Genomic DNA, 23,794 nt, shown 5'->3' with positions numbered 1-23,794 from the left:
GTCCTGTGCGTGCTGTTTGCGCCCGAAGAACCGCTGAAGTTCATCTATACGGAGTTCTGACGACGCCCGTTCTCTCGCGAAGTCATCGTCGAACGGCTCAGGGCTTATGAACCGCAAATGGTTTCTCGTTATCCTCGCGTCGGCGGTTGTTGCTGCCGGCACATGGTGGTGGCGCGCTCGGGCGGACGCGAAATTCAAGCCGTACTATCGTTTGGTTGATTCGCAGTGGCGACCGAATGCGACAGCGACGGCGGCCGATCGCCCGGCCGCGGAGTCCACAGATGCGAGCAGACAAGCGGCGGAGCGCCTGACTGAAACCCTGCTCAACGAAACCCGTTACGTGCTGGCCAGGGCGCCGCACGCACCAGTGGTGTACACCGAGGAAGCGGTTGTGCCGACCGATGGTGCGGTGTCGTTCGCTCCCGATGTGCCACCGGAACTTACTGCTGCGGACCGCATCGTGCTGCTGCCGCGGGCGCGTGTCGGCACGACCTGGAACCGGTTGCCCGCCATGGTGGTCACGCCCGAGGCCGCCGGCAATCTAAAGCGAGTGCGGATTCATCTGCCGGTCCCGAATGCCGCCGCCGGTTCTACGATCGGCGTGCACATCGAAGGATTCGCGGTCGGTTCAGAGCGGTCGACTTCGTATCGAACTGCGAGCGTTCACATTCCTCCGCATGCGTATCTCGACTTTGCCATCGGCATCCCGCGCGCTGCTTGGTCGCAGCCGCCAGTCACCTTCACGATCAAAGCCTGCGATGACAAGACCTGCGATCTGTTGTTCACGGAAAACTTGGATGCCCGTTCCGAAGCGGGCCACGGCTGGCACGATCGGCGGGTGTCGCTGGAGTCGGTGGCGGATTCGACCCGGGTCCTGGCGTTCGAAACGGAACTGCAAGGTGAACCCCAAGCGTACTCGTTCCCGTTGTGGGCGAACCCGACGGTGTTTGCGCCGGAAAAGCCCGCGTCGAAACCACCCAACATCATCCTGTTGTCGATCGACACGCTGCGCGCCGATCACTTGACCAGCTACGGGTTCTCGTTCGACACCGCACCGTTCATCGACGCCACGTTCGCCAAGCACGGTACCGTCTTCGACCATTGCGTGGCTGCCGCCACCACGACGCCACCGTCGCACATGACGATGTTCACGTCGGTTCCGCCCTGCGTGCACGGCTTGACGCAGGGAATGGAAGTGCTGCCGCCGTGGTTGACGACCCTCGCCCAGGTCTTGCGCGAGAACGACTTCGAAACCGGCGCGGTGACCGAGGACGGCTGGTTGGACGCGACGCACGGCTTCAATCGCGGTTTCAACGTGTACGCGGAGAACACCAGCCCCGACATGATGCAGCCAATCGGGCAGGTCGAGTCGACGTTCGCGAAGGGCGCGGCCTGGCTTCGGCGAAACAAGGACAAGCATTTCTTCCTGTTCCTGCATACGTTCCAGGTGCACGACCCGTACACGCCTCCGCCGCGCTACCGGGGACTTTTCACCTCGCGCGAAGGCCAAACGGTTACCGAAGCATCGCCGCGACCGCTGCGCGATGTCGTCGGGTACGATCAGGAAATTCGCTACACCGACGATCAGCTCCGCCTCTTGTTCGACGCCCTCAAGATGGAAGGGCTCGATCGCAACACCATCTTCATTGTGGTGTCCGATCACGGCGAGGAGTTTTTCGAGCATGGCTTATGGGGTCACGGACCGCACTTCTTCGAGGAAGTCTCGCACGTGCCGTTGATGTTTTGGGGACCCGGCATTGCTCACGGGGAACGAATCGTCGATCCGGTGGGTCACGTGGATCTGATGCCGACGATCTTGGAGCTGGCGGGCGTGGCCGGCGTGCGCCAGATGACTGGGGTAAGTCTGGTGCCGTTGCTGCAGGGCAAGCGGGCGAGTGCAAGCCCGCGCGTGCTGTTCAGTGAGGCCTGGGGCGCTTCTGGCAACGGACCGGACTACGAACCGATTCTCTTCGAACGCCCCGGCTACCTGGCTCAGTTGGGTACCCGCAAGCTCTGCCGCTATCTCGATCTCCAACGGCAACCCTTCTACCCGTTCTACGATCTGGCGACTGATCCGGGCGAGAAGAAAGACATCTATGACACGCACGCCGCAGAGGTAGCTGATCTGCGAACCTTGCTCGATACGTACGACGCGACCTGTCTGGCAACTAAGACGTCGCTCGCGGGGGCGGCAGCCGGTGTCAAAGCAGAGCAAGCCAAGTTGCAACCCGAGCAAGAAGAGAAGCTGCGTGCGCTCGGATACATCAAGTGATCCGGTCGGGAGACGGGAAACCTTGGGACGTGAGACGGGAGACGGAAGACGTGAGGCGGACAGGAGACGTAAGACGTTGGACGGCTCATTGCACGGAATTCACCGTTGGTGCTCTACTCGCTCGATTGGCTCAAAGCGCAGCGTACCGGATACTGGCTGATGAGGGGATCGGGTGTCAGGATGGCGAGGCCATGGACGCGCGCCTCTTCAAGCAGATGAGAAATGTAGACTGGCGTTGTGGTGGTCTTCCTCGCGCCGTTGCGTCTTTGCGCGAGATGATCGTCACGCAACCTCCGCTTGCCGGCACGAGTCGCGGCTTGCTCGAGACGGCTTGCCTGGGTAAGTTGCGGTCGTTGTGCGCATCTACCTGAACACGAGTGCTTTCAACCGTCCCTTCGACGATTTGAGTCAGCCGCGTACGCGCATAGAGGCCGAAGCCGTGGCGATGCTGTTGTCGCTGGTCGAAGCGGGCCGGATTGAGCTGGTTGGTTCGGAATACGTGGTCTTCGAAGCGAGTCAGAACCCAGACCCGGACCGAGCGCGGAAGGTTCTCTGCCTCGTAGCTCTGGCGCACGCCGTAGTGAAGCTTTCGCCACCGGTGACGCGGCGCGCGCGTACCCTGGAGCGCTTTGGACTGCGCGGCCTCGATGCGTTGCACGTCGCCGCGGCGGAGGCTGGCCGGGCGGGGCTGCTCGTCACGACTGATGACCGAATGATCCGCCGGTGCCTGCGCGCGGGGACGCAACTGGCGATTCGCGTAGTTCTGCCCCAACAAGCGCTGGCCGAGTTGGTTGGAGAGGAGCGAGAATGAAGAGCGAACATTTGACCGACGCTGAGGTGCGCGCCGTAGGCTGGGAAGCGCTGGTGAAGAAACTTGGCCCCGCGGGTGCCCTCCGGTTCGCAATGCAGACCGAGCGTGGTCACGGGGACTATGCTGAATTGCGTCACCGTCTGCTCGGTGCCCTGTCGGTCGACCAGTTGCTGGCGCAGATGCGCCGCCGCCGCGCCCCTGTCGCGCGCCGCCGTCTGCGCAAAGGGCAACGAGAGATCGGTTGACGAGAAGGGTTCCTCCACAAGACGGGAGACGGGAAACGAGAGACGGGCGGGGTGAGTGTCAGCCGATCACCTCACCAGCAGCGAGACGACGGAGAAACTCGCGCAGCGGCAAGATCAGAGCGGGTCCGTCGCGCAGGCTTTCCTGGCCAAGGTAGACGCCGAAGACGCGCTTGAAGTGTTTCGCGTCCGCCAATTGCTTGAGCGCGGCGCCATCGCCCTGACGCCAGCGCGTGGCGCCCTTGACCTCAATGCCGACGGCCGCGGCGGCGCGGGTCCAAACAAAATCAACCTCAGAACCCGCCGGCGTGCGCCAGTAGGCGAGTTGGCCGCCGCAACCGGAGCGATTCAGGTAGGCGCGCAGCTCGTGGAACACATAGGTCTCCAGCAAATGACCACGCTCTGGATCGCTGAGCGGTTCGCGTAGGCGCCCGGCGAGCGCGCGGACGGTTCCGGTGTCGAAGAAATAGAACTTCGGATGCTTGACCTCTTTGACCTTCGCGCGGGGCCGCCAAGCTGGCAGCCAGGTGCCGATCAGGGTGTCGGTGAGAATTTCGAAATAGCCTTGCACGGTCGGCCGCGCGACGGCCGCGTCGCGAGACAGTCCCGCGACATTGACCACCTCGGCATTCATCAACGCCGCGACTTCGAGAAAGCGCGTGAAGGCATCCAGGCGCTTGACCACAGCTTCCTGGCGAATCTCTTGAGTGAGATAGTTCTCGCTGTAGGCTTCCAACAGATCAACGCGTGCCGCATCACCTCCGTCTTCAGCGACGACCGCCGGCAGGCTGCCGTAGCGGAGGACATCATCGACGGCAAAGTCACGGCCCATCTCGGCCGCCGTGAGCGGGAAGAACTTCCGATTGATCACGCGGCCCGCCAAGAGATTGACTTGCCCCCGCTTCAGCTTCCGCGCGCTCGATCCGGTCAGCGCGAAGCGATAGCGCTTGCCGTGCCTGGCGATGAGGTCCTGCACCTCGTTGAGCAGCGGCGGGAGCTTCTGCACCTCATCGACGACGATCCACGTGCCGGCCGGTAGTGCCTCGACCTCTTGAGTAAAGCGGCCGGGATGGCGCATGAACCGGATGAGCTCGCGGTCGGTGAGGAGATCGACCCGGTGCGCCGCGGGCAGCACTTTACGGAGCCACGTGGTCTTTCCGGTGCCGCGCGGGCCGAACAGAAAGAACGAGCGCTCCGGCAGGGGTAGTTCGCGTGCATACATCGCCAGCATAATAGCCGTAAAAATGCTGGCGATCTATACAAGGAACGGAAGACGGGAGACGTAAGACGGAAGACGGGGACGCTCGCTCCGTGCCATCTGACGTTTCCCGTCTCCCGTCTTCCGTTACCCGTGCGAATTTGCTCCGCGCCCCGCTCCCAAGTATGGGGCGTGGATGGTCGCCACACAGTCGACTCGCCGGCGAAAGCGCTACGCGTCGATCGACTACCTGAAAGCCGCGGCGATCCTGACCGTCATTTGGATTCACGCCTATCTGACGCTCTGGCGAGCGCAGGTCGGCATCGTCCTGAGCATCGAGGCCCTCACACGTTTTGCGGTGCCCGCGTTCCTGTTTGCTTCCGGCTTTCTCGCGTTCAGTCCGGCACGCGTCGATTTCTCCCACCACCGCGCTCGGGTCACACGCATCCTCGTGCCGTACCTGGTGGCGAGCGCGATCGCGATCGCCGGTCGCTGGTTGGTCCTCGGCCCACTCCCGTTGAACCAAATCGCAAAGGACCTTCTCACCGGCGACGCCGTTGGGGTCTACTACTTCATGATGCCGCTGATAGTGGCGACGTTGCTGAGCTGGCCGCTCGCGCGCGTCCCCGGCGCGATGACGCCGGTGCTCGCGGTGCTCGTCGCCACGGCATGGCTCTGCGAACGGGGCACGATCGCTTTCTCCGACTCGTCGCCGCTGGACGCGTACTTTTGGAACCTGCGCAATCCGTTGCGCTGGTTGGGGTACTTTGTCGCCGGATGTTGGGCGGCGCAGCACGTGGCTTGGATCGTGACCGTGAGGAGAGGCCCGCGGATCATCGCCAGTCTCGGATTGCTCGGCACGGCGGTGGTGCTCTCGCTCGCGCTGGCGTATCCGCCGGGGACGAGTTGGCAGAGTTGGCAGAGTTGGCAGAGTTGGATTGATCGTGCGACGCTGGAATACGCGGTGATCTATGCGTCAGTGCTCGGCCTCTTCTTGCTCGCGATGGACTGGCCGGAACAGCCGATCGTGCGCTGGCTGAGCGATGCCACGTATCCCATATACCTCTACCATTTCTTTTTCATTGCTGGGTTTCGCTACGGTTGCCGCGACACTTTGCACCAGCAATGGGGCCTGTCCAATCGAGTCGTCGACTCGATCACATTTGTCGTCGGTGCGGCTGGCGCGCTCGCGGTCGTGTACCTAGGGCGCCGAGCCTTCGGTCGCGCGGCGCGCATCGTGATTGGCTGAGCCTCCGCTCCAATTGGACGCCCGCCTTCGCATGACGGATGCCGGACGTCTTCCGCGGGATTGTGCGTTGCGGTCGCGATCATCGCGCGCAGCGGCCAGCAGCCTTGAATTCGTCTGTCGGCGCCGCAGCGTTGTGTTTCGGCGCGAGCAGCGCGGGAGTCGCGGGGTTGACGTTGCTTGTCGGTCTAGCCTACTTGGTCGCGCCACGCCTTCGCCTCATCGAGGTACGGCGGCAGGCGGTTGCGGGGGGTGGCTGAAGTGACTTGGTACGCTCGAGGGACGCACGCGATACGGCGCCATGCGGCGCCCCTGGCGCTGTATCTCGCGCTGGCGTTGTGGGCGAATCGGGTCGTGGTGCCGGCCCCGGCGCATATGTTTCCGATGCCCGCGGATTTCACGCGGACCGACTGGAGGCACATCGAGACCTCCGATCAGCGCATGGTAGCGTGGCTGATCGCGCGCAATGCGCGCACGCTGGTGACGCAGCCCACCGCCTTGTTCGACGCCGAACAGTGCTACCCGCTGCCGCACGCCACCACCCTCGGCGAACACATGTTCGGCGATGGCCTGCTCGGCGTCGTACCGCATCTGCTCAGTCGCGATCCGGCGATCGTCTACAACACTGTTGTCGTCCTCGTCCTCTGGCTCGGCGCCGTGGGGGTGTACGCGTTGGTCGTGGACTGGACCAACGACATCGGCGCGGCGTTCGTGGCCGGCCTGCTGTTCGGCTTTCACCCGCTCCGCGTTGGCGATCCGATTCATCCGTTCGTCATCGGCTATCAGTGGATCCCGCTGGCGTTGCTGTTCGCGCGTCGTCTGTTCGAGCGCGGAAAATGGTCCGACGCACTGGGGTTGGTGATCAGTCTCAACCTGCAACTGCTGGAGAGTTTCTATTCGGTGATCGCTCTGACGATCATCGGCGGTGTCTATGGCGGATACCTCGGGTTGCGTAACCTGCGTCGCCTGCGTCTGCTCGCGCCACAGCTCGCGACGGTGGTGGCGGCGACAGGGGCCTTCGCGGTCGCGCTCTTCCTGCCGTATCTCAGGACGCGCGCAGTCTGGGGCACGCTGAGTGGGCGGCCGACGTGGCTGGTGAATGTCGGCGAGTTCGCACCCGGGGGCGGCGCCTATGCCGGCTCGGTGCTGCTGGTGCTGGCGGCGATCGCGCTGATCGATCGCATGCGCCGCCGGCACGTTGACCGGCCGCGCGCTGACCGGCCGCGCTCCGACGACCCGAGATGGATCATCCTCACGGCCGGACTGTTGACGCTGTGGGCAAGCATCGTGGGGTTCACGATTCCCATAGTGGATGTGGACGTGCCGTCATTGTTTACCCTCGCGGGACAAGTCGTTCCTGGGCTCGACGCGGTCCGTGCCGGCGGTACGTTGCGACTCGGGGTCGATTTGGCGGCCGCGATTCTGGCGGGCTACGGCGTGGTGGCGTTGACCACCCGCGCTCGACACACGGCGCTCGCGGCGATCACGGCCGCGGCGCTGATCGAGCTGTTCTACAACCCGGTGACGCAGATCAGCTTTGGTCGATCCACGGAGATGACGAGTGTATCGCCGCGGCCGAATGACGATCTGCTCGCGCTGCTCGCGGAGCACGTCGATGGCCCGGTGCTCGACTTGCCGCTACACTTCGCAGCGGACCCAATCCTCCAGTTCCTGGGGCACTATCTCCTCCTTGCCGCGTACCATCGGCAGCCCGTGGCGGCGTGCTACAACTCCTTCTTCACGCCGGTGCAGGAGGCGATAGAGCGACTGGCCGATGAGGTGCCGGCAGCCGGTGCGGCCGAGGCACTCTACGCCCTCGGGTTTCGGTCAGTCATCGTCCACGAAGAGCTGCTCGACGAGTTCGCATGGTTCCCGCATGACGAACAGTTGCGCAGTTTGGAACGACCCGGCACACGCGGCCGCGGCCGCTTCGTGCGCGTCGGAAGCGCCGGCACTCACGTGGTCTACCGCATCGAGGCCGATCGCTCGGTGGCGTCGGATTTTGATATGCTGGCAGCCAATGAGATCCCCTTCGGGGTAGTGGAGACGACACCGCCCCGCAGTGACGTAGAGTTGGTGATCCGCAACAGTGCCAACATTACATATCGCCATCCGCAGCCGCTCGGCCGGACCCCGCTGCTCGCGCGTTGGATCGACACCAGCGGCCAAGCGGTGGCGACTGAGCAGTTCGCGATGCTGCTGCCGCTCGCATTGCCGGCGGGTGGTCGCGATCGGCAGATCGCCAAGCTCGTGGTGCCGCCGACTCCCGGCCTGTACCAGGTGGTCGTGACGCTGGTGGCGCAACCCGACTTGATCATCGCGCGCCGCGACGTGCGCGTGCAGGCCGCGCTCGAACCCAGGGCGACACCGTGATCGCACCCCCACAGCTCGCGGTCGGTTGGTCAGCGTATCGCCGACTGCTTGGCGTCGCCTTGGTCGTCGGACTCACGGTCACGGTCGCGATCGCATACTACGGTGGTCTCGGCCTCGGCCATCTCGGTCTGTGGGCGACGTCGCTGGCGCCGCTGCTGCGGATCGAGACCGTCGTGCTCGTGGGTGGCGCCACGCTCGTCAATCTTGGCCTCCGGTTCCTACGCTGGCAGTATCTGCTGCGGCGCAGCGGCATCCGCTGCCCGACGCGCGACAGCTTGCTGATTTACATCGCCTCGCTCGGGCTGTTGTTCGTGCCGCTGTGCGCCGGCGAGATCGCGCTCAAGGGTTATCTGATCGGGGGCGGCGATCGCGCGCGCGCGCGGGCGGGTTGGACCGTCGCACTCTACGAACGAGTGTGCGACGTCGTCGCGCTCTGCGCGCTTGCGGCATTGTTGGGATTCTCCGCTCATCGTGGCGGGCTGGTCATGCGCTTCTGGTGGGTCTTTCTGGTGCCGCCAGTCGCCTTTGCCACCGTCGCCGGCCGACGCATGGTGGCGGGAATGGCGCGCCTGTCGGTGATGGTGGTCGATCGCGCCTTGCGCGGCGCCACCGTGGGCGATGCGCCCGACTTCGCGGCCCAGTTGGTGAGCGGGCCGCGCACATTGGTGAGCGTCGGCCTCGGCGTGCTGGCGTGGGGTGTCGTCTGTGGCGTCGCGCTGATCGTGACGCGGCAGTCGCTGAGTGGAGCGGCGGGCGCGGTCGGCGTGATCGGTTGGCAAGTGGCTCCGCTGTTTGCCGCGGCGACGGTGTTGGGTGGGCTGAGTTTGTCTCCGGGCGGAGCCGGGGTGACCGGCTTGGTGTTCGGCTACGAACTGATCCGGTTGGGAGCGGAGAGCCGCGCCGCATTTGCCGTCGTGGTGGCGGTGCGGGTGCTGACGTTCTGGTTTAGCTTGGGCCTGGGTCACCTCGCGCTGGCGCTGCTAGCAGTGCGGAAACCGCGCGAAGAGGCGCACTTCGACAGCATGTCGGAAGTCTATGATGCGCAGCTCCCGCCGCACATTCGCGATCTTGTGGTCGGGCGCAAAATCGAGCGGATGATGGCGGTCCTGCCGCCGCTGCCCGGATTGCGGGGACTCGACATCGGCTGCGGCCTGGGCTGGTACCTGACCGCCTTCGGCCAGCGCGGCGCGGCGGTTGTGGGATTCGACTACTCGTTGGCGCAGGCTCGCGCTGCTCAGCACACCGGCGCGGCGGTCGCGCACGCGAGCGCGACGGCGTTGCCGTACCGCAGCGGCACGTTTGATTTCGCCTACGCCGTCAACATCGTCCACCATCTCGACGATCGCGCCGGCCAGGAGCAAGCCTTGGCCGAGGCGGCGCGCGTACTGAAACCCGGTGGCGTGTTCTTTCTGCACGAGATCAACGTCATCAATCCGCTCTTTCGCTTCTACATGAGTTACGTGTTCCCGCTGATCAAGCGCATCGACGAAGGCACCGAGTTGTGGCTCGACCCCGATGACTTGCCGGTCGGCGACAGCTTGCGCGTCGAGACAGTGAGCTACTTCACCTTCGTGCCGGACTTTGTTCCGCACCAGGTGCTGCAGTGGATGTTGCCGCTCGAGCGTCGGCTTGAACGCTCGCGCTGGGCGCCGTACAGCGCACACTTCATGGCGACGTTGAGGAAGACGTGAAGCGTGAGGCGGGAGACGTGAGACGGCCCTCGATACGTTCGCTGCGCTCACTACTCGGGCAAACGGGCATTGAATTGGTACGAGAAGAGAAACCGTTTTCCCGAGTAGCAGCGCTGAGTAGAAGCCGAAGGCATAGCGCCAATGTGACACAAACGGATTCGCCGCAGCCGAGAGCGCCGAGCCAAAGAGCGGGAGACCACGGAGAAGCGAAACGAAAGTCCATGGCAAATGTGGTTGATGAAAATAGCTGGAATCTCTCGTGCCGACTCTCTCTCTGCGACCTCCGCGTTCTCGGCGGTGAGTGTTCTGTCACTTCAGGCTTCGTATCGAAGGGCTGCGTATCGAGGGGCTCCTTCTTGTGCAAAGCCCTCGCCTGCTCGCCTGCAATGCCGAGCTGTCTTCTTCAACGGGCCGTCAGAACTAGAGGCATGCGCCGCAAATGATCGATGGGGATAGTTCACGCCGCCGACTGATTCCTCACCTGCTCGTCGCGCTTGCCTATTCGGTGGTCGCGCTGTGGGCGATGCGGGTCGTCTGGCCGGCGCCGGCGACCACGCTTCCGCTGCCCGCCGATTTGATCGGCTCAGAGTGGCGAAACGTCCAGATCTCGGATCAAGAAATGGTCGTGTTCCAAATCGCGCGCAATGCCCGCGCGATCCTGAACAACCCATCGGCGCTCTTCGACAGCGAACAGTGCTACCCCATGGCGCACGCCACCACGCTCGGCGAGCACATGTTCGGGAGCGGCTTGCTTGGCGTACTGCCCTATCTGCTCACGCACGATGCGATCCTAACGTACAACCTGGTCGTGGTGCTGACGCTGTGGCTTGGGGCGATGGGTATGTACGTGCTGGCGTTCTACTGGACCCGCACGGTAGGCGCGGCATTCGTGGCCGGGCTGCTCTTCGGATTTCATCCGCTGCGGGTCGGCGATCCCGCGCACCCGTTCGTGGTCGCGTACCAATGGATCCCGATCGCTCTCGTATGCACGCACCGGCTGTTCGCGCGCGAGCGCTGGCGCGATGCCGCCGGGCTCGCGGTGGCGATCGCGTTGCAACTGCTTGAAAGCTTCTACGCGGTCCTCGCGCTGGTGCTCATTGGCGGCGTGTACGGGCTGTCTCTCATGGTGCGCCATGTGCGGCGGCTGCCGGCGCTGGCACTCAAACTGTTCGCGGTCGGCGTTGCGAGTAGCGGAGTCGCCGTCGTCGTGTTTCACCCGTATCTGCAGACGCGTGCGACGTGGGGGGTGCTGCAGGCACGCCAGTCGCTGTTGAACGATGTGTCGAGTTTCGGGTTCGGTGGGGTGGCCTATCCCGGCTCGCTGATGCTCGTGCTTGGGATGCTGGGCGTGATCGATCGGATTCGCAACCGGCGTTGGATGCGCGCCGATGATCCGCGGGCGGCGCTGCTGATCGCCGCCGCCCTGACATTGTGGGCGTCGGTGTGGTTTATCCCGATTCCTTTTACGACCGTGTCGGTGCCGTCGTTATTTTTCTTGGTGAGCCGTCTGATACCTGGAATGGACGCGGTGCGCGCCGGCGGCTGCCTGCGTCTCGGGGTAGTTCTCGTGGCCGCGCTGCTCGCGGCCTACGGCGTTGCCTGGCTCACCGCGCACTGTCGGCGGTGGATCGGCATACTCACGGTGGCGGTGATTGCCGCGGGGGCTCTGGTGGAGATCTTTTGGACGCCGGTGACGAGCGCGAGCTTCGATCGCTCAACCGCCTTGGAGCCATGGGTCGCCCGGCCCGACCGAGACTTGTTGGATTTGTACGCGGACGCGATTGAGGGCCCGGTGTTGGATCTGCCTTTCCGGTTCGACAGCTTCGAGATGATTTTGGATTTCATGGGCCACTGTCTATTCCTCGGAGCGTTCCATGAGTACCCGCTGGCCGCCTGCTACAACTCTTTCCTCACACCGGTGCAGAGCGCGATGGAGCGACTCGCCGCTGAAGTGCCCGCGGCCGGCGCGGCCGAGGCGCTCTACGCGTTGGGATTCCGGGCCGTCGTCGTGCATGAGGAGGTGCTCAAATCGTCGAGCCTGTATCCGCACGACGAGCGGCTGCGCTCGGTGGAACGGCCGGGTCCACGGCTCCACGGTCGGGGACGGTTCGTGCGGATCGGTCGTTCGGGAACCCACGTGGTGTATCGCATCGAGGATGACCGACCGGTTGCGAGTGACTTCGCCATGCTCGCCACCAGTGAGCCGCCCCCGGTGGTCGCCGAGGTCGGCCCGCCGTTGGACAATATCGAGCTGGACTTCCGCAATGGCGCCGAAGTCATGTACCGCCACCCCGAGCCGCTCGCGCTCACCGCGCTGCAGATGGTTTGGACCGACGCGGCCGGGACGACGACGCTGACATCTCCAATCTCGCTGCTGCTGCCGCTCGCGCTGCCGCCGGGTAGCCGCGACCGGCAACGATTTCTGACGCCGATACCGCCGACCTTCGGCGAGTATCAGGTGACGGTGGCGCCGGTCGCTCGGCCGGACTTGATCATCGCTCGCCGTGCCGTACGGGTGCGCCCGCCACCGCCGCCGGAGAGCAACACCCCATGACCCGGTCAGGGTCAGGGGTTAGGGGGTTAGGGGTTGGGGGTCAGAACCGGTCACGCCTTACGGGTTCACCTCTCTCCATTCACTGATACGAGATGGCTGCTGGTTAGCCCTGATGCGACATAGCCGGATTCACAGCGGAGCGTGCCGAGCGGGCCGAGGCATAGAGCGAGACACGACGAGGGAGCCAAACTGAAGTCCGCCAACAATGAGCTGAGCGAAAATAGCTCGAATGCTCTCGTGGCGGCTCTCTCTCTGCGACCTCCGCGTTCGGCGGTGAATTTTCTGTCACATCAGAGATGGTTCCGCGAGGCCCCCGTTGCTCGCCGCTCGCGGCTGTATTAAGTCCCTCGCGTGTCCGCAGTGGAGAGCACGGTTTCTGAACATCGCTCCGGTTTCGTCGCCCTGCTGGGCCGGCCCAACGTCGGCAAGTCGACGCTGCTCAACGCGCTGGTCGGCCGCAAGGTGGCTGCCGTGACGCCCAAGCCGCAAACCACGCGCACGCGCATCCTTGGGATCAAAACGCTGCCGCAGGCACAGGTCCTCTTCCTCGATACGCCGGGAGTGCATGAGCCGCGCGGTTTGCTCAATGCGCGCATGGTCGATGTGGCGCGGCGCGCGCTCGACGAAGCCGACGTCGTGCTGTGGCTCGTCGATGCTGCCGCCGGCGTGCAACCCGCCGATCGGCGCGTGCACGACCTCGCCCGTGACAGCAGCAAGCCATTGATCGTGGCGCTCACCAAGATTGATCTGATTTCGAAAGATGGATTGCTGCCGGTGCTCGGCGAGTTGGGGCGGTTGTGTCCGGAATGGCCGATCGTTCCGGTGAGTGCGATCACGTCCGACAACCTTGACCGCTTACTCGCCGTGTTGGCCGAGTCGCTGCCCCTCGGTCCGGCCCTGTATCCCGGCGACGAGATCACCGATCAGAGCGAGCGCGTCATTGTCGCCGAGATCATCCGCGAGAAAGTGATCCTCGAAACCCGCGAGGAAGTGCCTTACGCGGTGGCGGTGACCATCGATGAGTTCACCGAGAAACCCAAACAATCGCTGGTCGTCATCAAGGCCACCATCAACGTCGCGCGCGACTCGCAGAAGCCGATCGTCATCGGCCAGCGCGGCAGCCGCATCAAGGCCATCGGCCAAGCCGCGCGCGAAGAGATCGAAACGCTGCTCGATCGCCGCGTGTTTCTCGAATTGTTCGTGCGAGTCACTGAAGACTGGCCAACGCATCCGGCGCGCCTCAAAGAGTTCGGCCTCTGAGCCGGACCCCGCCCGCCATGTCCGACTCAGCGGTTCCGACCCTGACGCCGATCGATGCCGAGCGCTTCACGCTCTCGGTGGTCGTCCCGGTGTACAACGAGCAGACCACCATTCGCGAGATCCTCCGACGGGTGGCCGCGGTGCCGCTGCGCAAGGAAGTCATCGTCGTCGACGACGGTTCCAGCGACGACACGCCGCGGCTGCTGCGCGAGATCGAAGCGCAGGGAATCGACGGGCCGCCGGGGATCAGCAACACGCTGCGCGTGTTGTATCAGTCGCCGAACCAGGGCAAGGGCGCTGCCTTGCACGCCGGCCTTCGCGCCGTCAGCGGCGATGTCGTGGTGATTCAAGATGCCGACTTGGAGTATGATCCGGCGGAGTATCCGACGCTGATCGGCCCCATCCTCGACGGCCGCGCCGACGCGGTCTACGGCTCGCGCTTCGTAGGTGGCGCGCCGCACCGCGTGCTCTTTTTCTGGCACATGATCGGTAACAAGCTGCTCACGCTGCTGTCGAACATGTTCACCAATCTCAACCTCACCGACATGGAAACCGGCGCCAAGGCGTTCCGTGCCGACGTGATCAAGCAACTGTCGTTGCGTTCGCAGCGCTTTGGCTTCGAACCCGAAGTGACCGCCAAGCTGGCGCGCCGGCAAGCCCGCATTTACGAAGTCGGTTGCTCGTACAGCGGCCGACAGTACGCGCAAGGCAAGAAGATCGGCCTCAAGGACGCCTTCGCCGCGGTCTACACGATCATCGAGAACGCCGTCCGCCATGACTAGCGGCTGCGACGGTGGCGCAGTGATGCGCTCGCCGGCGGGGCGGAGCGACGGCGGTGTTCTGTAATTCAACCTATGGCCCACGACAGATTCAGTGACACGCGCCGCGGGCAGCCCCCGAATGCGCCTTTAGTTGCGATCGTTGGACGCCCGAACGCGGGCAAGTCGACGTTGTTCAATCGGCTGATCCACGCTCCGCGCGCAGTGGTCGATGCGACCCCCGGGGTGACGCGCGATCGCAACGAAGCGCTGGCGCATTGGGGCGGCCGTCCGTTCCGCTTGGTTGATACCGGTGGGGTTGAAGACGAGTCGCACGATGGTGATGCGTTGCTGGCGGCAGTGCGCGCGCAGTCGGACCGGGCCAGCGCCGACGCCGATGCGATCATCGTGTTGTTGGACGGTCGCGCCGGTTTCACGCCGCTGGATCGCGCGCTGGTGCAGCGCCTGCGGCAGTCTCCCAAGCCGGTATTCTTCGCTGTGAATAAGCTCGACACCGTGAGTCTCGATGACGACGCGGTGGACTTCTTCCGTCTCGGTGTCGAGCGGGTGTATCCGATTTCCTCCGCGCACGGCCGCGGCGTCGGCGAGTTGATGGACGATGTGTTTGCCGCGCTGCCGGCGGCGGAGTCCGAAGCGGCGCGGCCGCATGACAAGCCGACGGCGCTGGCGATCGTCGGCCGTCCCAACGTCGGCAAGTCGTCGTTGCTGAATCGGCTCGTCGGCGACGAGCGCGCCATCGTGTCGCCGATCCCAGGGACAACGCGTGACGCCGTGGATTCGGCCGTCATGTTAAATGCGCGACCTTACGTCCTGATCGACACCGCGGGTATTCGGCGCCGCCCGAAGGTTCACGAGGGCATCGAACGGGCCAGTGCCGCGCGCGCGCTGCGGGCACTCGACCGCGCGGAAATCGCGCTGGTCGTGCTCGACGGCACCGCGGAGTTGGCTGAGCAAGACGCGCGCATCGCCGGCTACGCATGGGAACGGGGGCGCGCCTTGGTGCTGGTGGTGAACAAGTGGGATGCGGTGTCGCGGAGTGAGCGCGACGAAAAGAAATATCGCGAGACGCTGGCGTGGCGCTACCCATCGCTGGCCGACGCGCCGATCGTGTTCGTGTCCGCACTGACGGGGTTGGGCATCAGCCGCATTGTTCCGGCGATCGAAGCTGTGGCCGCCGGCCACCAGGCGCAAATGCAGACCGCACGGGTGAATCAGGTGTTGAAGGAGGCCATCGCCGCGCAAGCGCCGCCGAGTGTGCAGGGCAAGCGGCCGGTCTTCTACTACGCCACGCAAACCGGCAGCGCGCCGCCTGCGATCACGGTCTTCACCGGTACGGCGGAGGCGGTGCCGTCGGTGTACGAACGCTACCTACGCAATCAGTTTTGTGCGGCCTTTCAGCTCCATGGCACGCCGCTGCAGTTGCGCTTTCGTTCGCGTCCCCGCGATGCCGATCGCGTGCGTCCGGCATCCACCGGCAAACGTAAGCAGCCTGCCCGTCCGCGCGGGTCACGGCGCGGACGGTAAGCGCAGAGGGAAAATCGAACGGAACCGCCGATAGACGCCGATGCTCGCCGATCAGAGCTTCTGCGAGAGCGGAGAAATCGATGAGCCTCATCGAAATGCATTTGGTGATCAAGCGATGAGTCGCGTCGAATTCCGCATCTGCGTTCATCGGCGGTTGTCTCTCCTCGGTTGGGGTGAAGCAGAATCAGACTCCCTGCGCGCGATAGGCGCGCGCGTGTTCCAGGTAGTTCTGTGCCGATTGCCGGAGATGCGCGAGTTCGTCGTCGTGCAACGGGCGGACGATCTTGGCCGGACTCCCGAGCACCAACTGTCGCGGCGGGATCTTGGTGCCCGGCGTCAGCAACGCGCCGGCACCGACGAGACACTCGTCACCGACTTCGACGCCATCGAGGACGATCGCTCCGATGCCGATCAGGCACAAGTTGCCGATCGTACAGCCGTGCAGGGTCACGTTGTGTCCGGCGGTCACGTCGTCGCCGATGATGGTGCCGAAGCGGTCGCGAGTGACATGCACCGTCGAGTTGTCTTGGATGTTGCTCCGCGCGCCGATGCGAATCGGACCGACGTCACCGCGCACGACGACGTTTGGCCACACGCTGGAGTCGGCGGCGATGACGACGTCGCCGATGATCTGAGCGCTGGCGTGGACGTACACGCTGGCGTGCAACTGCGGACGTTTGCCGTTGAACGGGTAGAGCACCGCCGGTGCATAGCAAACCCAACGCTGGGGCGGAAAGGTTCATTGGGATGCCCGCAGTGAGGCCTCGTGGGCCGTGGCGCGGAATCCGACGGGGCCTCGGCCCTCGATACGCTCGCTCCGCTCGCACTCGGGCAAACGGCTTCGGGGGCCCCTCTGAAGGCAACCATTTCCCCGAGTAGCGGGACAAGTAGAAACCGCAGGCTTCGTATCGAAGGGCGGCGTATCGAGGGGCGACTTCCCCGCAAAGCCGCTCCTACCACAAGATATGGTGGTTGCCACTTGGGGCTTGTCACACCCCTAGGGTTTTGATACGAGACCACATGGTTCCCTCCAATCTCAAATTCAACTCGCGAAAACCGGCGGCGCGCTCTGCAGCGAGCGCACCGGTGCGCTGACTCGGAGGTCGTGATGTTTACCTACGACATGCCCGAAGGCCTGACGTTCGATGATGTGCTGCTCGTGCCTGGCGAGTCGACGTTCCTGCCGCGCGAAGCCGACGTGAGCACGTTGTTCTCGCGCCGCGTCGCTCTCAACATCCCGCTGGTGAGTGCGGCGATGGACACGGTGACCGAGTCGCACACCGCGATTGCGATGGCGCAGGAAGGCGGTCTCGGCGTGGTGCATCGCAATCTCGCGGCCGACGATCAAGCGCGCGAAGTCGAGAAGGTGAAGAAGTCGGAGAGCGGCATCGTCCTCGATCCACTCACCGTTCACCCGGATCAACGTATTGCCGATGCGCTCGAGGTCATGCACCGCAATCACATCTCCGGCCTCCCGGTGGTCAAGGACGGTCGTCTCGTCGGCATCCTCACCAACCGCGATCTGCGCTTCGAGAAGCGGCTCGATCGCAAGGTGAGCGAGGTGATGACCAAGGACCACCTCATCACCGGCAAGGTCGGCATCGATCCCGAGAAGGCGAAGGAGCTGTTGCACGCCAACCGCATCGAGAAGTTGCTCATCGTCGACGACGAGGGCCGCCTCACGGGCCTGCTGACGGTGAAGGACATCCAGAAGGCGGCGCAGTTTCCCAACGCCTGCAAGGACCCACTCGGCCGCTTGCGCGTCGGCGCCGCGATTGGCACCGGCGATGATCGGATGGTGCGCGCGGAGAAGCTCGTGCGCGCCGGTGCCGACGTGCTGGTGATCGACACCGCGCACGGCCACTCCGCCAACGTGATCGAGACGCTGCAGGAGTTGAAGCAAGCCTTCCCGCAGGTTGATGTCGTCGCCGGCAACGTCGCCACAATCGAAGGCGCGCGCGCCCTCGCGCGTGCCGGTGCCGACGGCATCAAAGTCGGGATGGGGCCGGCGTCGATCTGTACGACGCGCGTGGTTTCTGGCGTAGGCATTCCGCAACTGACCGCCGTCGCCGATTGCGTGAAGGTCGCGCGCGATCATGGCGTGCCGGTGATCGCGGATGGCGGCATCAAATTTTCCGGCGACGTCACCAAAGCGCTCGCCGCGGGCGCGCACTCGGTGATGATCGGCAGTTTGTTCGCCGGCACGGAAGAGAGCCCGGGCGAAACGATCCTGTTTCAAGGCCGCACGTACAAACTCTACCGCGGCATGGGCTCGCTCGAAGCGATGCGCGAGCGCGAGGGCAGTCGCAATCGCTACGCGCAGGATGACGAGGAGTCGCAGCTCAAGTTGGTGCCGGAGGGAATCGAGGGCCGCGTCCCGCACAAAGGTCCGCTGTCGTTCATCGTCCATCAGATGGTCGGCGGCCTGCAGGCCGGCATGGGCTATTGCGGCTGCCGGACGATGGCCGACTTGCACGCCAACGCCCGCTTTATGAAGGTGACGCAGGCGTCGTTGCAGGAGAGCCACGTTCACGACGTGTTCATCACCAAGGAAGCGCCGAACTATCGAAGGGAATGAATGCGGAATTCGGAATGCGGAATGCGGAGTGGGGAATGAGGAATGAAGGAGGCTGGATAGCGGGGCTGGTGGTGCGGATCGTGATTCCGCACTCCGCACTCCGCACTCCGCATTGGTCATGATTCTGATTCTCGACTTTGGCGGCCAGTACACGCAACTGATCGCGCGGCGCGTGCGCGAAGCGAAGGTTTACTGCGAGCTGCACCCGTTCTCGTTGTCGATCGAACGCATCAAGGCGATGCGACCGGAGGGCATCATTCTGTCGGGCGGGCCGGCGAGCGTGTATGCCGCCGACTCGCCGATCTCGGATCCGCGCATGCTCGATCTCGGCGTGCCGGTGCTCGGCATTTGCTACGGGATGGGCATTTTTCTGCAACAGCGCGGTGGCTTGGTGGCGGCAACGGACCGGCGCGAGTTCGGACCCGCGGATTTGATCGTCGACGATACCAGCGATCTCTTCGCTGGCCTCGATGTCGGCACCACTCCCGTGTGGATGAGTCATGGCGATCGCATGGAGCGCTTGCCCGCGGGGTGGCGCGCGCTCGCGCACAGCGCCAACTCGCCGATCGCCGCCTGCCGCGATGCCGATGGGCGGCTGTTCGGCGTGCAATTCCATCCCGAAGTCGTGCACACTCGCGACGGCCGCAAAATTCTCGAAAACTTCGTCCTGAAGATTTGTCATGCGCGCGCGGACTGGACGATGGACAACTTCGTCGCTCGCGAGAGCGCGCGCATCCGCGCGCGCGTGGGTACCTCGGGTGTCGTCTGCGGGCTGAGCGGCGGAGTCGACTCGACCGTCGTCGCCGCGCTGTTGCATCACGCCATCGGCGACCAGCTCACCTGCCTCTTCGTCGACAATGGCGTGCTGCGGCGCGACGAGGCGAAATTGGTCATGACGCAGTTGCGCGATCGCTTTCACTTCCGTGTCGAGTGCATCGATGCGTCGGCACGATTTCTCGATCGGCTGGCGGGCATCGAAGATCCCGAGCAGAAGCGCCGCATCATTGGCGCGACGTTCATCGAGGTGTTCGAGGAAGCGGCGCGCGATTTGCGTGACGTGCGCTTCCTCGCGCAAGGGACGCTGTATCCCGACGTGATCGAGTCGGTGTCCTTCAAGGGACCGTCGGCGACCATCAAGAGCCATCACAATGTCGGCGGGCTGCCCGAGCGGATGAAGTTCGAGTTGGTCGAACCGCTGCGCGAGCTGTTCAAAGACGAGGTGCGCGAGCTGGGCAAGCTGCTCGGGCTGCCGACCGAAATTGTTGGCCGGCATCCGTTTCCCGGCCCCGGCTTGGCGATTCGCATCATCGGCGAGGTGACCGCCGCCCGCGTGGCGGTGCTGCAGCACGCCGACGCGATCATGAACGAAGAAGTGCGAGCCGCCGGCCAGTACGACCAGATTTGGCAATCGTTCTGCGTGCTGCTGCCGGTGAAGACGGTCGGTGTGATGGGCGATGAGCGCACCTACGAGAACGTGCTCGCGTTGCGAGCAGTCACCAGCGTCGACGGGATGACCGCCGACTGGGCGCGCTTGCCGTACGATCTGCTGGCGCGCATCTCCAGCCGGGTCATCAATGAAGTGCGCGGCGTCAACCGCGTGGTCTACGATATCTCGTCGAAGCCGCCAGCGACGATCGAATGGGAGTGATGCGAATGCGGAATGTGGAGTGTCGAATGCGGAATGCGGAACGGATTGGGCCTTTCTCCGGCGCATTTCCGAAATTCCGCATTCCGAATTCCGCATTCCGCATTGGGCAGGGTTGTTGAGGGGGTGGTATGAGTTTCGTTCATCTGCATCTGCACACGCAGTATTCGCTGCTCGATGGCGCCAACAAGATCGAGGCGCTGATCCCGCGAGTGAAGGCGGCCGGGATGCCCGCGGTGGCGATGACCGATCACGGCAACATGTTCGGCGCCGTGGAATTCTACAAGACCGCGGTCGATGCCGGCGTGAAGCCGATCCTCGGCTGCGAGGTGTACGTCGCGCCCGGCAGCCGACACGACAAACGTCCGGTGCGCGGCGACGATCACGAGAGCGGCGGCAACTATCACCTCATCCTCTTGGCGATGAACCAGGAGGGTTACCGCAACCTCTGCCGTCTGGTGACCCTCGGCTACACCGAAGGCTTCTACTACAAGCCGCGCATCGACAAGGAGCTGCTGCGTGAGTTGAACGGCGGGTTGATCGCGCTGTCGGGCTGTCTCGCCAGCGAAGTGAATCAGGCGATCGCGGCCGGCTCGATGGATCGCGCGCGGCAAGCGCTCGACGAGTATCGCGGCATCTTCGACGATCGCTACTACGTCGAGATCCAGGACAACCGCTTGCCGCAACAGGACCGCGCGAATGTCGAACTGATCCGCCTCGCCAACGAGATGGGCTTGCCGCTGGTCGCCACCAACGATTGCCACTACCTCCAACCCGAGGACTCGCACGCGCACGAGGTGTTGCTGTGCATCCAGACCGGCAAGACCCTCGACGATCCAACCCGCTGGCGCTTCGAGACCGATCAGTTGTTCGTCAAGACGCCGGAACAGATGTCGTCGGCGTTTCCGCAGTATCCAGAGGCGATCGCCAACAGCGTCGACATCGCGCGCCGCTGCGATCTCGAACTGACGTTCGGCAAGTATCAGTTTCCGGTCTTCACCGCGCCCGACAACGAAACGCTCGACGCGCATCTCGAACGCGAAGCCGGGCGCGGGCTCGACGCGCGGTTAGATTCCCTGCGCACGCAACCCGATTGGTCGGCGGAGCGCGAGGTCACCTATCGCGACCGGCTGGCGCTGGAGATCGGCGTCATCCAGAAGATGGGTTTCGCCGGCTACCTGCTCATCGTCGCCGACTTCACCAACTTCGCCAAAGGCGCCGGCATCCCGGTCGGACCCGGCCGCGGCTCGGCCGCGGGCAGTCTGGTGGCGTACGCGCTGCGCATCACCGATCTCGATCCGTTGCCGTACAATTTGCTCTTCGAGCGCTTCCTCAACCCCGAACGCAAGTCGATGCCAGATATCGACATGGACTTCTGTTTCGAGCGGCGCGACGAAGTGATTCGCTACGTGCGCGAGAAGTACGGCGACGATCGCGTCGCGCAGATCATCACGTTTGGAACTTTGAAGGGAAAAGCGGCGATCAAAGACGTCGGCCGCGTGCTCGGTTTCAACTTCAACGAGACCGACAAGATCGCGAAACTGTATCCCGCAGCCAAGCAGGGCAAGGATTTCCCGCTGGCGCAGGCGCTCGAAATGGAGCCGCGCCTCAAGGCAGTGCGCGAAGCCGGCGATCGTGAGCGTCAACTGTTCGAACATGCGCTCAAGCTCGAAGGTCTGCTGCGCCATTCGTCGAAGCACGCCGCCGGCATCGTCATCGCCGATCGGCCGTTGGTCGAGATGCTGCCCCTGTTCAAGGACAAGGATGGCAACGTCATGACCCAGTTCGGCTGGGAGGAAGTCGACGCGATCGGGTTAATCAAGTTCGATTTCCTCGGCCTGAAAACGCTGACGCTGCTTGCCAAGGTTGTCGAGCGCATCCGCAAGGGGCGCGAGGTGAACATCGATCTCGCCACCCTGCCATTCACCGACAAGGCGACGTACAAGCTGATCGCCAAGGGTGACACGGTCGGTATCTTCCAAATGGAATCGGGCGGCATGCGCAACTTGGTCACCCAATTGCGGCCGTCGAACTTCGAAGAGATCATCGCCGTGCTGGCGCTGTTCCGGCCTGGTCCGCTCGACAGCGGCATGGTCGATCAATTCATTAAGCGCAAGCACGGCAAGGAGGAGGTGCACTACCTGCATCCCAAGCTCAAGCCCGTGCTCAAGGATACCTACGGCGTCATCGTCTATCAGGAACAAGTGATGCAGATCGCGCAAGTGCTGGCAGGCTACTCGCTCGGCGACGCCGACAACTTGCGCCGCGCGATGGGCAAGAAGGATCCCGAGAAGATGCGGAAGGAGCGCCAGCGCTTCATCGCCGGCGCGCTCAGGCAAGGGATCGCGGAGAGGCAGTCGGGCGAGATTTTCGATCAGATGGAAACCTTTGCCGCGTACGGCTTCAACAAGTCGCACTCGGCGGCGTATGCGCTGATCTCGTACCAGACCGCCTATCTCAAGGCGCACTACCCGGAGGAATTCCTTGCCGGGTTGATGACACTCGAGATGGACGACACCGACAAGACCTACAAAAACATCGCCGAGTGCCGCGAGCGCAAGATCCAGATCCTGCCGCCCGATGTGAACGAGAGCCACGCGGATTTCACAGTGGTGACGGGTGCCGACGGCAAACGCGCGCTGCGCTTCGGCCTCGGTGCGGTGCGCGGCGTGGGCGCGAAGGCAATCGAGGCGATCGTCGAAGCCCGCGCGGCGGGGCCGTTCACCGATCTTGGCGACTTCGCGACGCGCGTGCAGTCGCAGCAGGTCAACAAGCGTGTGGTCGAGAGCCTGATCAAGTGCGGCGCCTTCGAGTTCTGCGGCGTGGCGCGCCGCCGCATGATCGAAGGGCTCGATCTGATCCTGCGCTGGGCGGCGCAGGGCAACCGACCGGAGAACGTCAATCAAATGGGATTGTTCGGTGCCGCCTCGGCCACGATCAGTCCGCCGCCCGCACTGCCCGATTTGCCAGAGTGGCCGCAGAAGGAACTGTTGAAGGCCGAGCGCGAGACCATCGGTTTCTTCATCACCGGGCATCCGCTCGACAAGTACGACCGCGATCTGCGTCGCTTCACCGACGCTAGCACCGCCGACCTGCGCGGGCGCAATCATCAAGACAAGCTGCGCGTCGGCGGTGTGATTCACTCGCTCAAGTTGAAGAACAGCAAGAAGGGCGACCGCTACGCGACCTTCAATCTCGAAGACAAGACCGGCGTCGTCGAGGTCATCGCGTGGCCCGAGACCTACAAAAAGTGCGAAGCGGTGATTCACGGCGAAGATCCCGTCGTCGTGAACGGCGCGTTGGACATCGGCGAAGAGCGCTGCCAACTGATCGCCAACGAAGTCGTGCCGTTGACGGCGGCGCGCGAGCAGGCCGTGAAACAGGTCCACTTCGCGCTGCTCGCCGATCGCATCGACGATTCGCATTTGCACAAACTGCGGGACACGCTGACGCAGCATCGCGGCAGCGTCCCGACGTTCTTGCATCTACTGCTGCCCGATCGCACCGAGACGGTGATCGCCCTGCCGTCGGCTTTGCGCGTCGCCCCCAGCGACCGGTTGGTCGAAGAGATCGACCGCATGTTGGGCACCGGCGTGACGTCGTTTCTGTGAGCAAGTTGCA

Annotated in this window: 15 protein-coding genes; 13 read left to right on the top strand and 2 right to left on the bottom strand. The window is 64.1% G+C overall.

Annotation, left to right across the window (positions count from 1 at the left end; translation table 11 throughout):
* Positions 1 to 106: 106 nt before the first annotated feature.
* The 3 genes from HYR72_14120 (at position 107) to HYR72_14110 (ending at position 3,328) form a co-directional block, all read left to right on the top strand.
* Positions 107 to 2,272: a sulfatase gene (locus HYR72_14120; protein MBI1816111.1), complete on the top strand. Its 2,166-nt coding sequence runs from the start codon at positions 107 to 109 to the stop codon at positions 2,270 to 2,272.
* A gap of 355 nt (positions 2,273 to 2,627) precedes the next feature.
* Entirely contained in the window at positions 2,628 to 3,083 is a 456-nt protein-coding gene (locus HYR72_14115; protein ID MBI1816110.1) for a PIN domain-containing protein, read from the top strand.
* Positions 3,080 to 3,328 carry a hypothetical protein gene (locus HYR72_14110; GenBank protein MBI1816109.1) on the top strand — a complete coding sequence of 83 codons (249 nt, stop codon included), beginning with the start codon at positions 3,080 to 3,082 and terminating at the stop codon, positions 3,326 to 3,328. Before HYR72_14115 ends, HYR72_14110 begins: the two co-directional genes overlap by 4 nt.
* Positions 3,329 to 3,386: 58 nt before the next feature.
* On the opposite strand, the gene HYR72_14105 is transcribed toward HYR72_14110, so the two are convergent.
* The gene (locus HYR72_14105) at positions 3,387 to 4,547 is read right to left on the bottom strand and encodes an ATP-binding protein (GenBank protein MBI1816108.1); all 1,161 of its coding nucleotides are present in this window, start codon (positions 4,545 to 4,547) and stop codon (positions 3,387 to 3,389) included.
* Positions 4,548 to 4,719: 172 nt separating this feature from the next.
* Here HYR72_14105 and HYR72_14100 point away from each other — a divergent pair, with 172 nt between their 5' ends.
* The 7 genes from HYR72_14100 (at position 4,720) to der (ending at position 15,950) form a co-directional block, all read left to right on the top strand.
* Positions 4,720 to 5,772 (top strand): acyltransferase, encoded by a 1,053-nt coding sequence (locus HYR72_14100; GenBank protein MBI1816107.1) that lies wholly within the window; start codon positions 4,720 to 4,722, stop codon positions 5,770 to 5,772.
* A 249-nt stretch (positions 5,773 to 6,021) separates the two neighbouring features.
* Positions 6,022 to 8,142, top strand: a complete 2,121-nt coding sequence (locus HYR72_14095; GenBank protein ID MBI1816106.1) for a hypothetical protein — start codon at positions 6,022 to 6,024, stop codon at positions 8,140 to 8,142.
* Positions 8,139 to 9,833, top strand: coding sequence for a methyltransferase domain-containing protein (locus HYR72_14090; protein MBI1816105.1), 1,695 nt, complete (start codon positions 8,139 to 8,141; stop codon positions 9,831 to 9,833). The genes HYR72_14095 and HYR72_14090 overlap by 4 nt, the downstream gene beginning before the upstream one ends.
* A gap of 439 nt (positions 9,834 to 10,272) precedes the next feature.
* Positions 10,273 to 12,387: a hypothetical protein gene (locus HYR72_14085; GenBank protein ID MBI1816104.1), complete on the top strand. Its 2,115-nt coding sequence runs from the start codon at positions 10,273 to 10,275 to the stop codon at positions 12,385 to 12,387.
* Between the two features lie 360 nt (positions 12,388 to 12,747).
* Entirely contained in the window at positions 12,748 to 13,647 is a 900-nt protein-coding gene (gene era / locus HYR72_14080) for a GTPase Era (protein ID MBI1816103.1), read from the top strand.
* Positions 13,648 to 13,664: 17 nt separating this feature from the next.
* Entirely contained in the window at positions 13,665 to 14,429 is a 765-nt protein-coding gene (locus HYR72_14075; GenBank protein MBI1816102.1) for a glycosyltransferase family 2 protein, read from the top strand.
* Between the two features lie 72 nt (positions 14,430 to 14,501).
* Positions 14,502 to 15,950, top strand: a complete 1,449-nt coding sequence (der, locus tag HYR72_14070; GenBank protein MBI1816101.1) for a ribosome biogenesis GTPase Der — start codon at positions 14,502 to 14,504, stop codon at positions 15,948 to 15,950.
* A 184-nt stretch (positions 15,951 to 16,134) separates the two neighbouring features.
* On the opposite strand, the gene HYR72_14065 is transcribed toward der, so the two are convergent.
* Positions 16,135 to 16,650 (bottom strand): gamma carbonic anhydrase family protein, encoded by a 516-nt coding sequence (locus HYR72_14065; protein MBI1816100.1) that lies wholly within the window; start codon positions 16,648 to 16,650, stop codon positions 16,135 to 16,137.
* A 408-nt stretch (positions 16,651 to 17,058) separates the two neighbouring features.
* Between HYR72_14065 and guaB the strand changes: the two genes are divergently transcribed.
* The 3 genes from guaB to dnaE all read left to right on the top strand — a co-directional run bounded on the left by guaB (position 17,059) and on the right by dnaE (position 23,784).
* Positions 17,059 to 18,528 carry an IMP dehydrogenase gene (gene guaB, locus HYR72_14060; GenBank protein ID MBI1816099.1) on the top strand — a complete coding sequence of 490 codons (1,470 nt, stop codon included), beginning with the start codon at positions 17,059 to 17,061 and terminating at the stop codon, positions 18,526 to 18,528.
* 118 nt (positions 18,529 to 18,646) lie between these two features.
* The gene (gene guaA / locus HYR72_14055; protein MBI1816098.1) at positions 18,647 to 20,176 is read left to right on the top strand and encodes a glutamine-hydrolyzing GMP synthase; all 1,530 of its coding nucleotides are present in this window, start codon (positions 18,647 to 18,649) and stop codon (positions 20,174 to 20,176) included.
* Positions 20,177 to 20,304: 128 nt separating this feature from the next.
* Positions 20,305 to 23,784, top strand: a complete 3,480-nt coding sequence (gene dnaE / locus HYR72_14050) for a DNA polymerase III subunit alpha (GenBank protein MBI1816097.1) — start codon at positions 20,305 to 20,307, stop codon at positions 23,782 to 23,784.
* Positions 23,785 to 23,794: the final 10 nt, after the last annotated feature.

This window comes from Deltaproteobacteria bacterium (genome assembly GCA_016178705.1).
Lineage (GTDB): Bacteria > Desulfobacterota > Binatia > HRBIN30 > JACQVA1 > JACOST01.
Note: the sequence above shows the minus strand (reverse complement) of the source record. Positions and strands in the feature narration are given on the sequence as shown.

Bases quoted from the DNA above. Each gene is read 5' to 3' on its own strand.
- HYR72_14105 (MBI1816108.1), bottom strand. From the start codon at position 4,547: ATGTATGCACGCGAACTACCCCTGCCGGAGCGCTCGTTCTTTCTGTTC.
- der (MBI1816101.1), top strand. From the start codon at position 14,502: ATGGCCCACGACAGATTCAGTGACACGCGCCGCGGGCAGCCCCCGAAT.
- HYR72_14120 (MBI1816111.1), top strand. From the start codon at position 107: ATGAACCGCAAATGGTTTCTCGTTATCCTCGCGTCGGCGGTTGTTGCT.
- HYR72_14100 (MBI1816107.1), top strand. From the start codon at position 4,720: ATGGTCGCCACACAGTCGACTCGCCGGCGAAAGCGCTACGCGTCGATC.
- HYR72_14085 (MBI1816104.1), top strand. From the start codon at position 10,273: ATGATCGATGGGGATAGTTCACGCCGCCGACTGATTCCTCACCTGCTC.
- guaA (MBI1816098.1), top strand. From the start codon at position 18,647: ATGATTCTGATTCTCGACTTTGGCGGCCAGTACACGCAACTGATCGCG.
- dnaE (MBI1816097.1), top strand. From the start codon at position 20,305: ATGAGTTTCGTTCATCTGCATCTGCACACGCAGTATTCGCTGCTCGAT.
- guaB (MBI1816099.1), top strand. From the start codon at position 17,059: ATGTTTACCTACGACATGCCCGAAGGCCTGACGTTCGATGATGTGCTG.
- HYR72_14075 (MBI1816102.1), top strand. From the start codon at position 13,665: ATGTCCGACTCAGCGGTTCCGACCCTGACGCCGATCGATGCCGAGCGC.
- HYR72_14110 (MBI1816109.1), top strand. From the start codon at position 3,080: ATGAAGAGCGAACATTTGACCGACGCTGAGGTGCGCGCCGTAGGCTGG.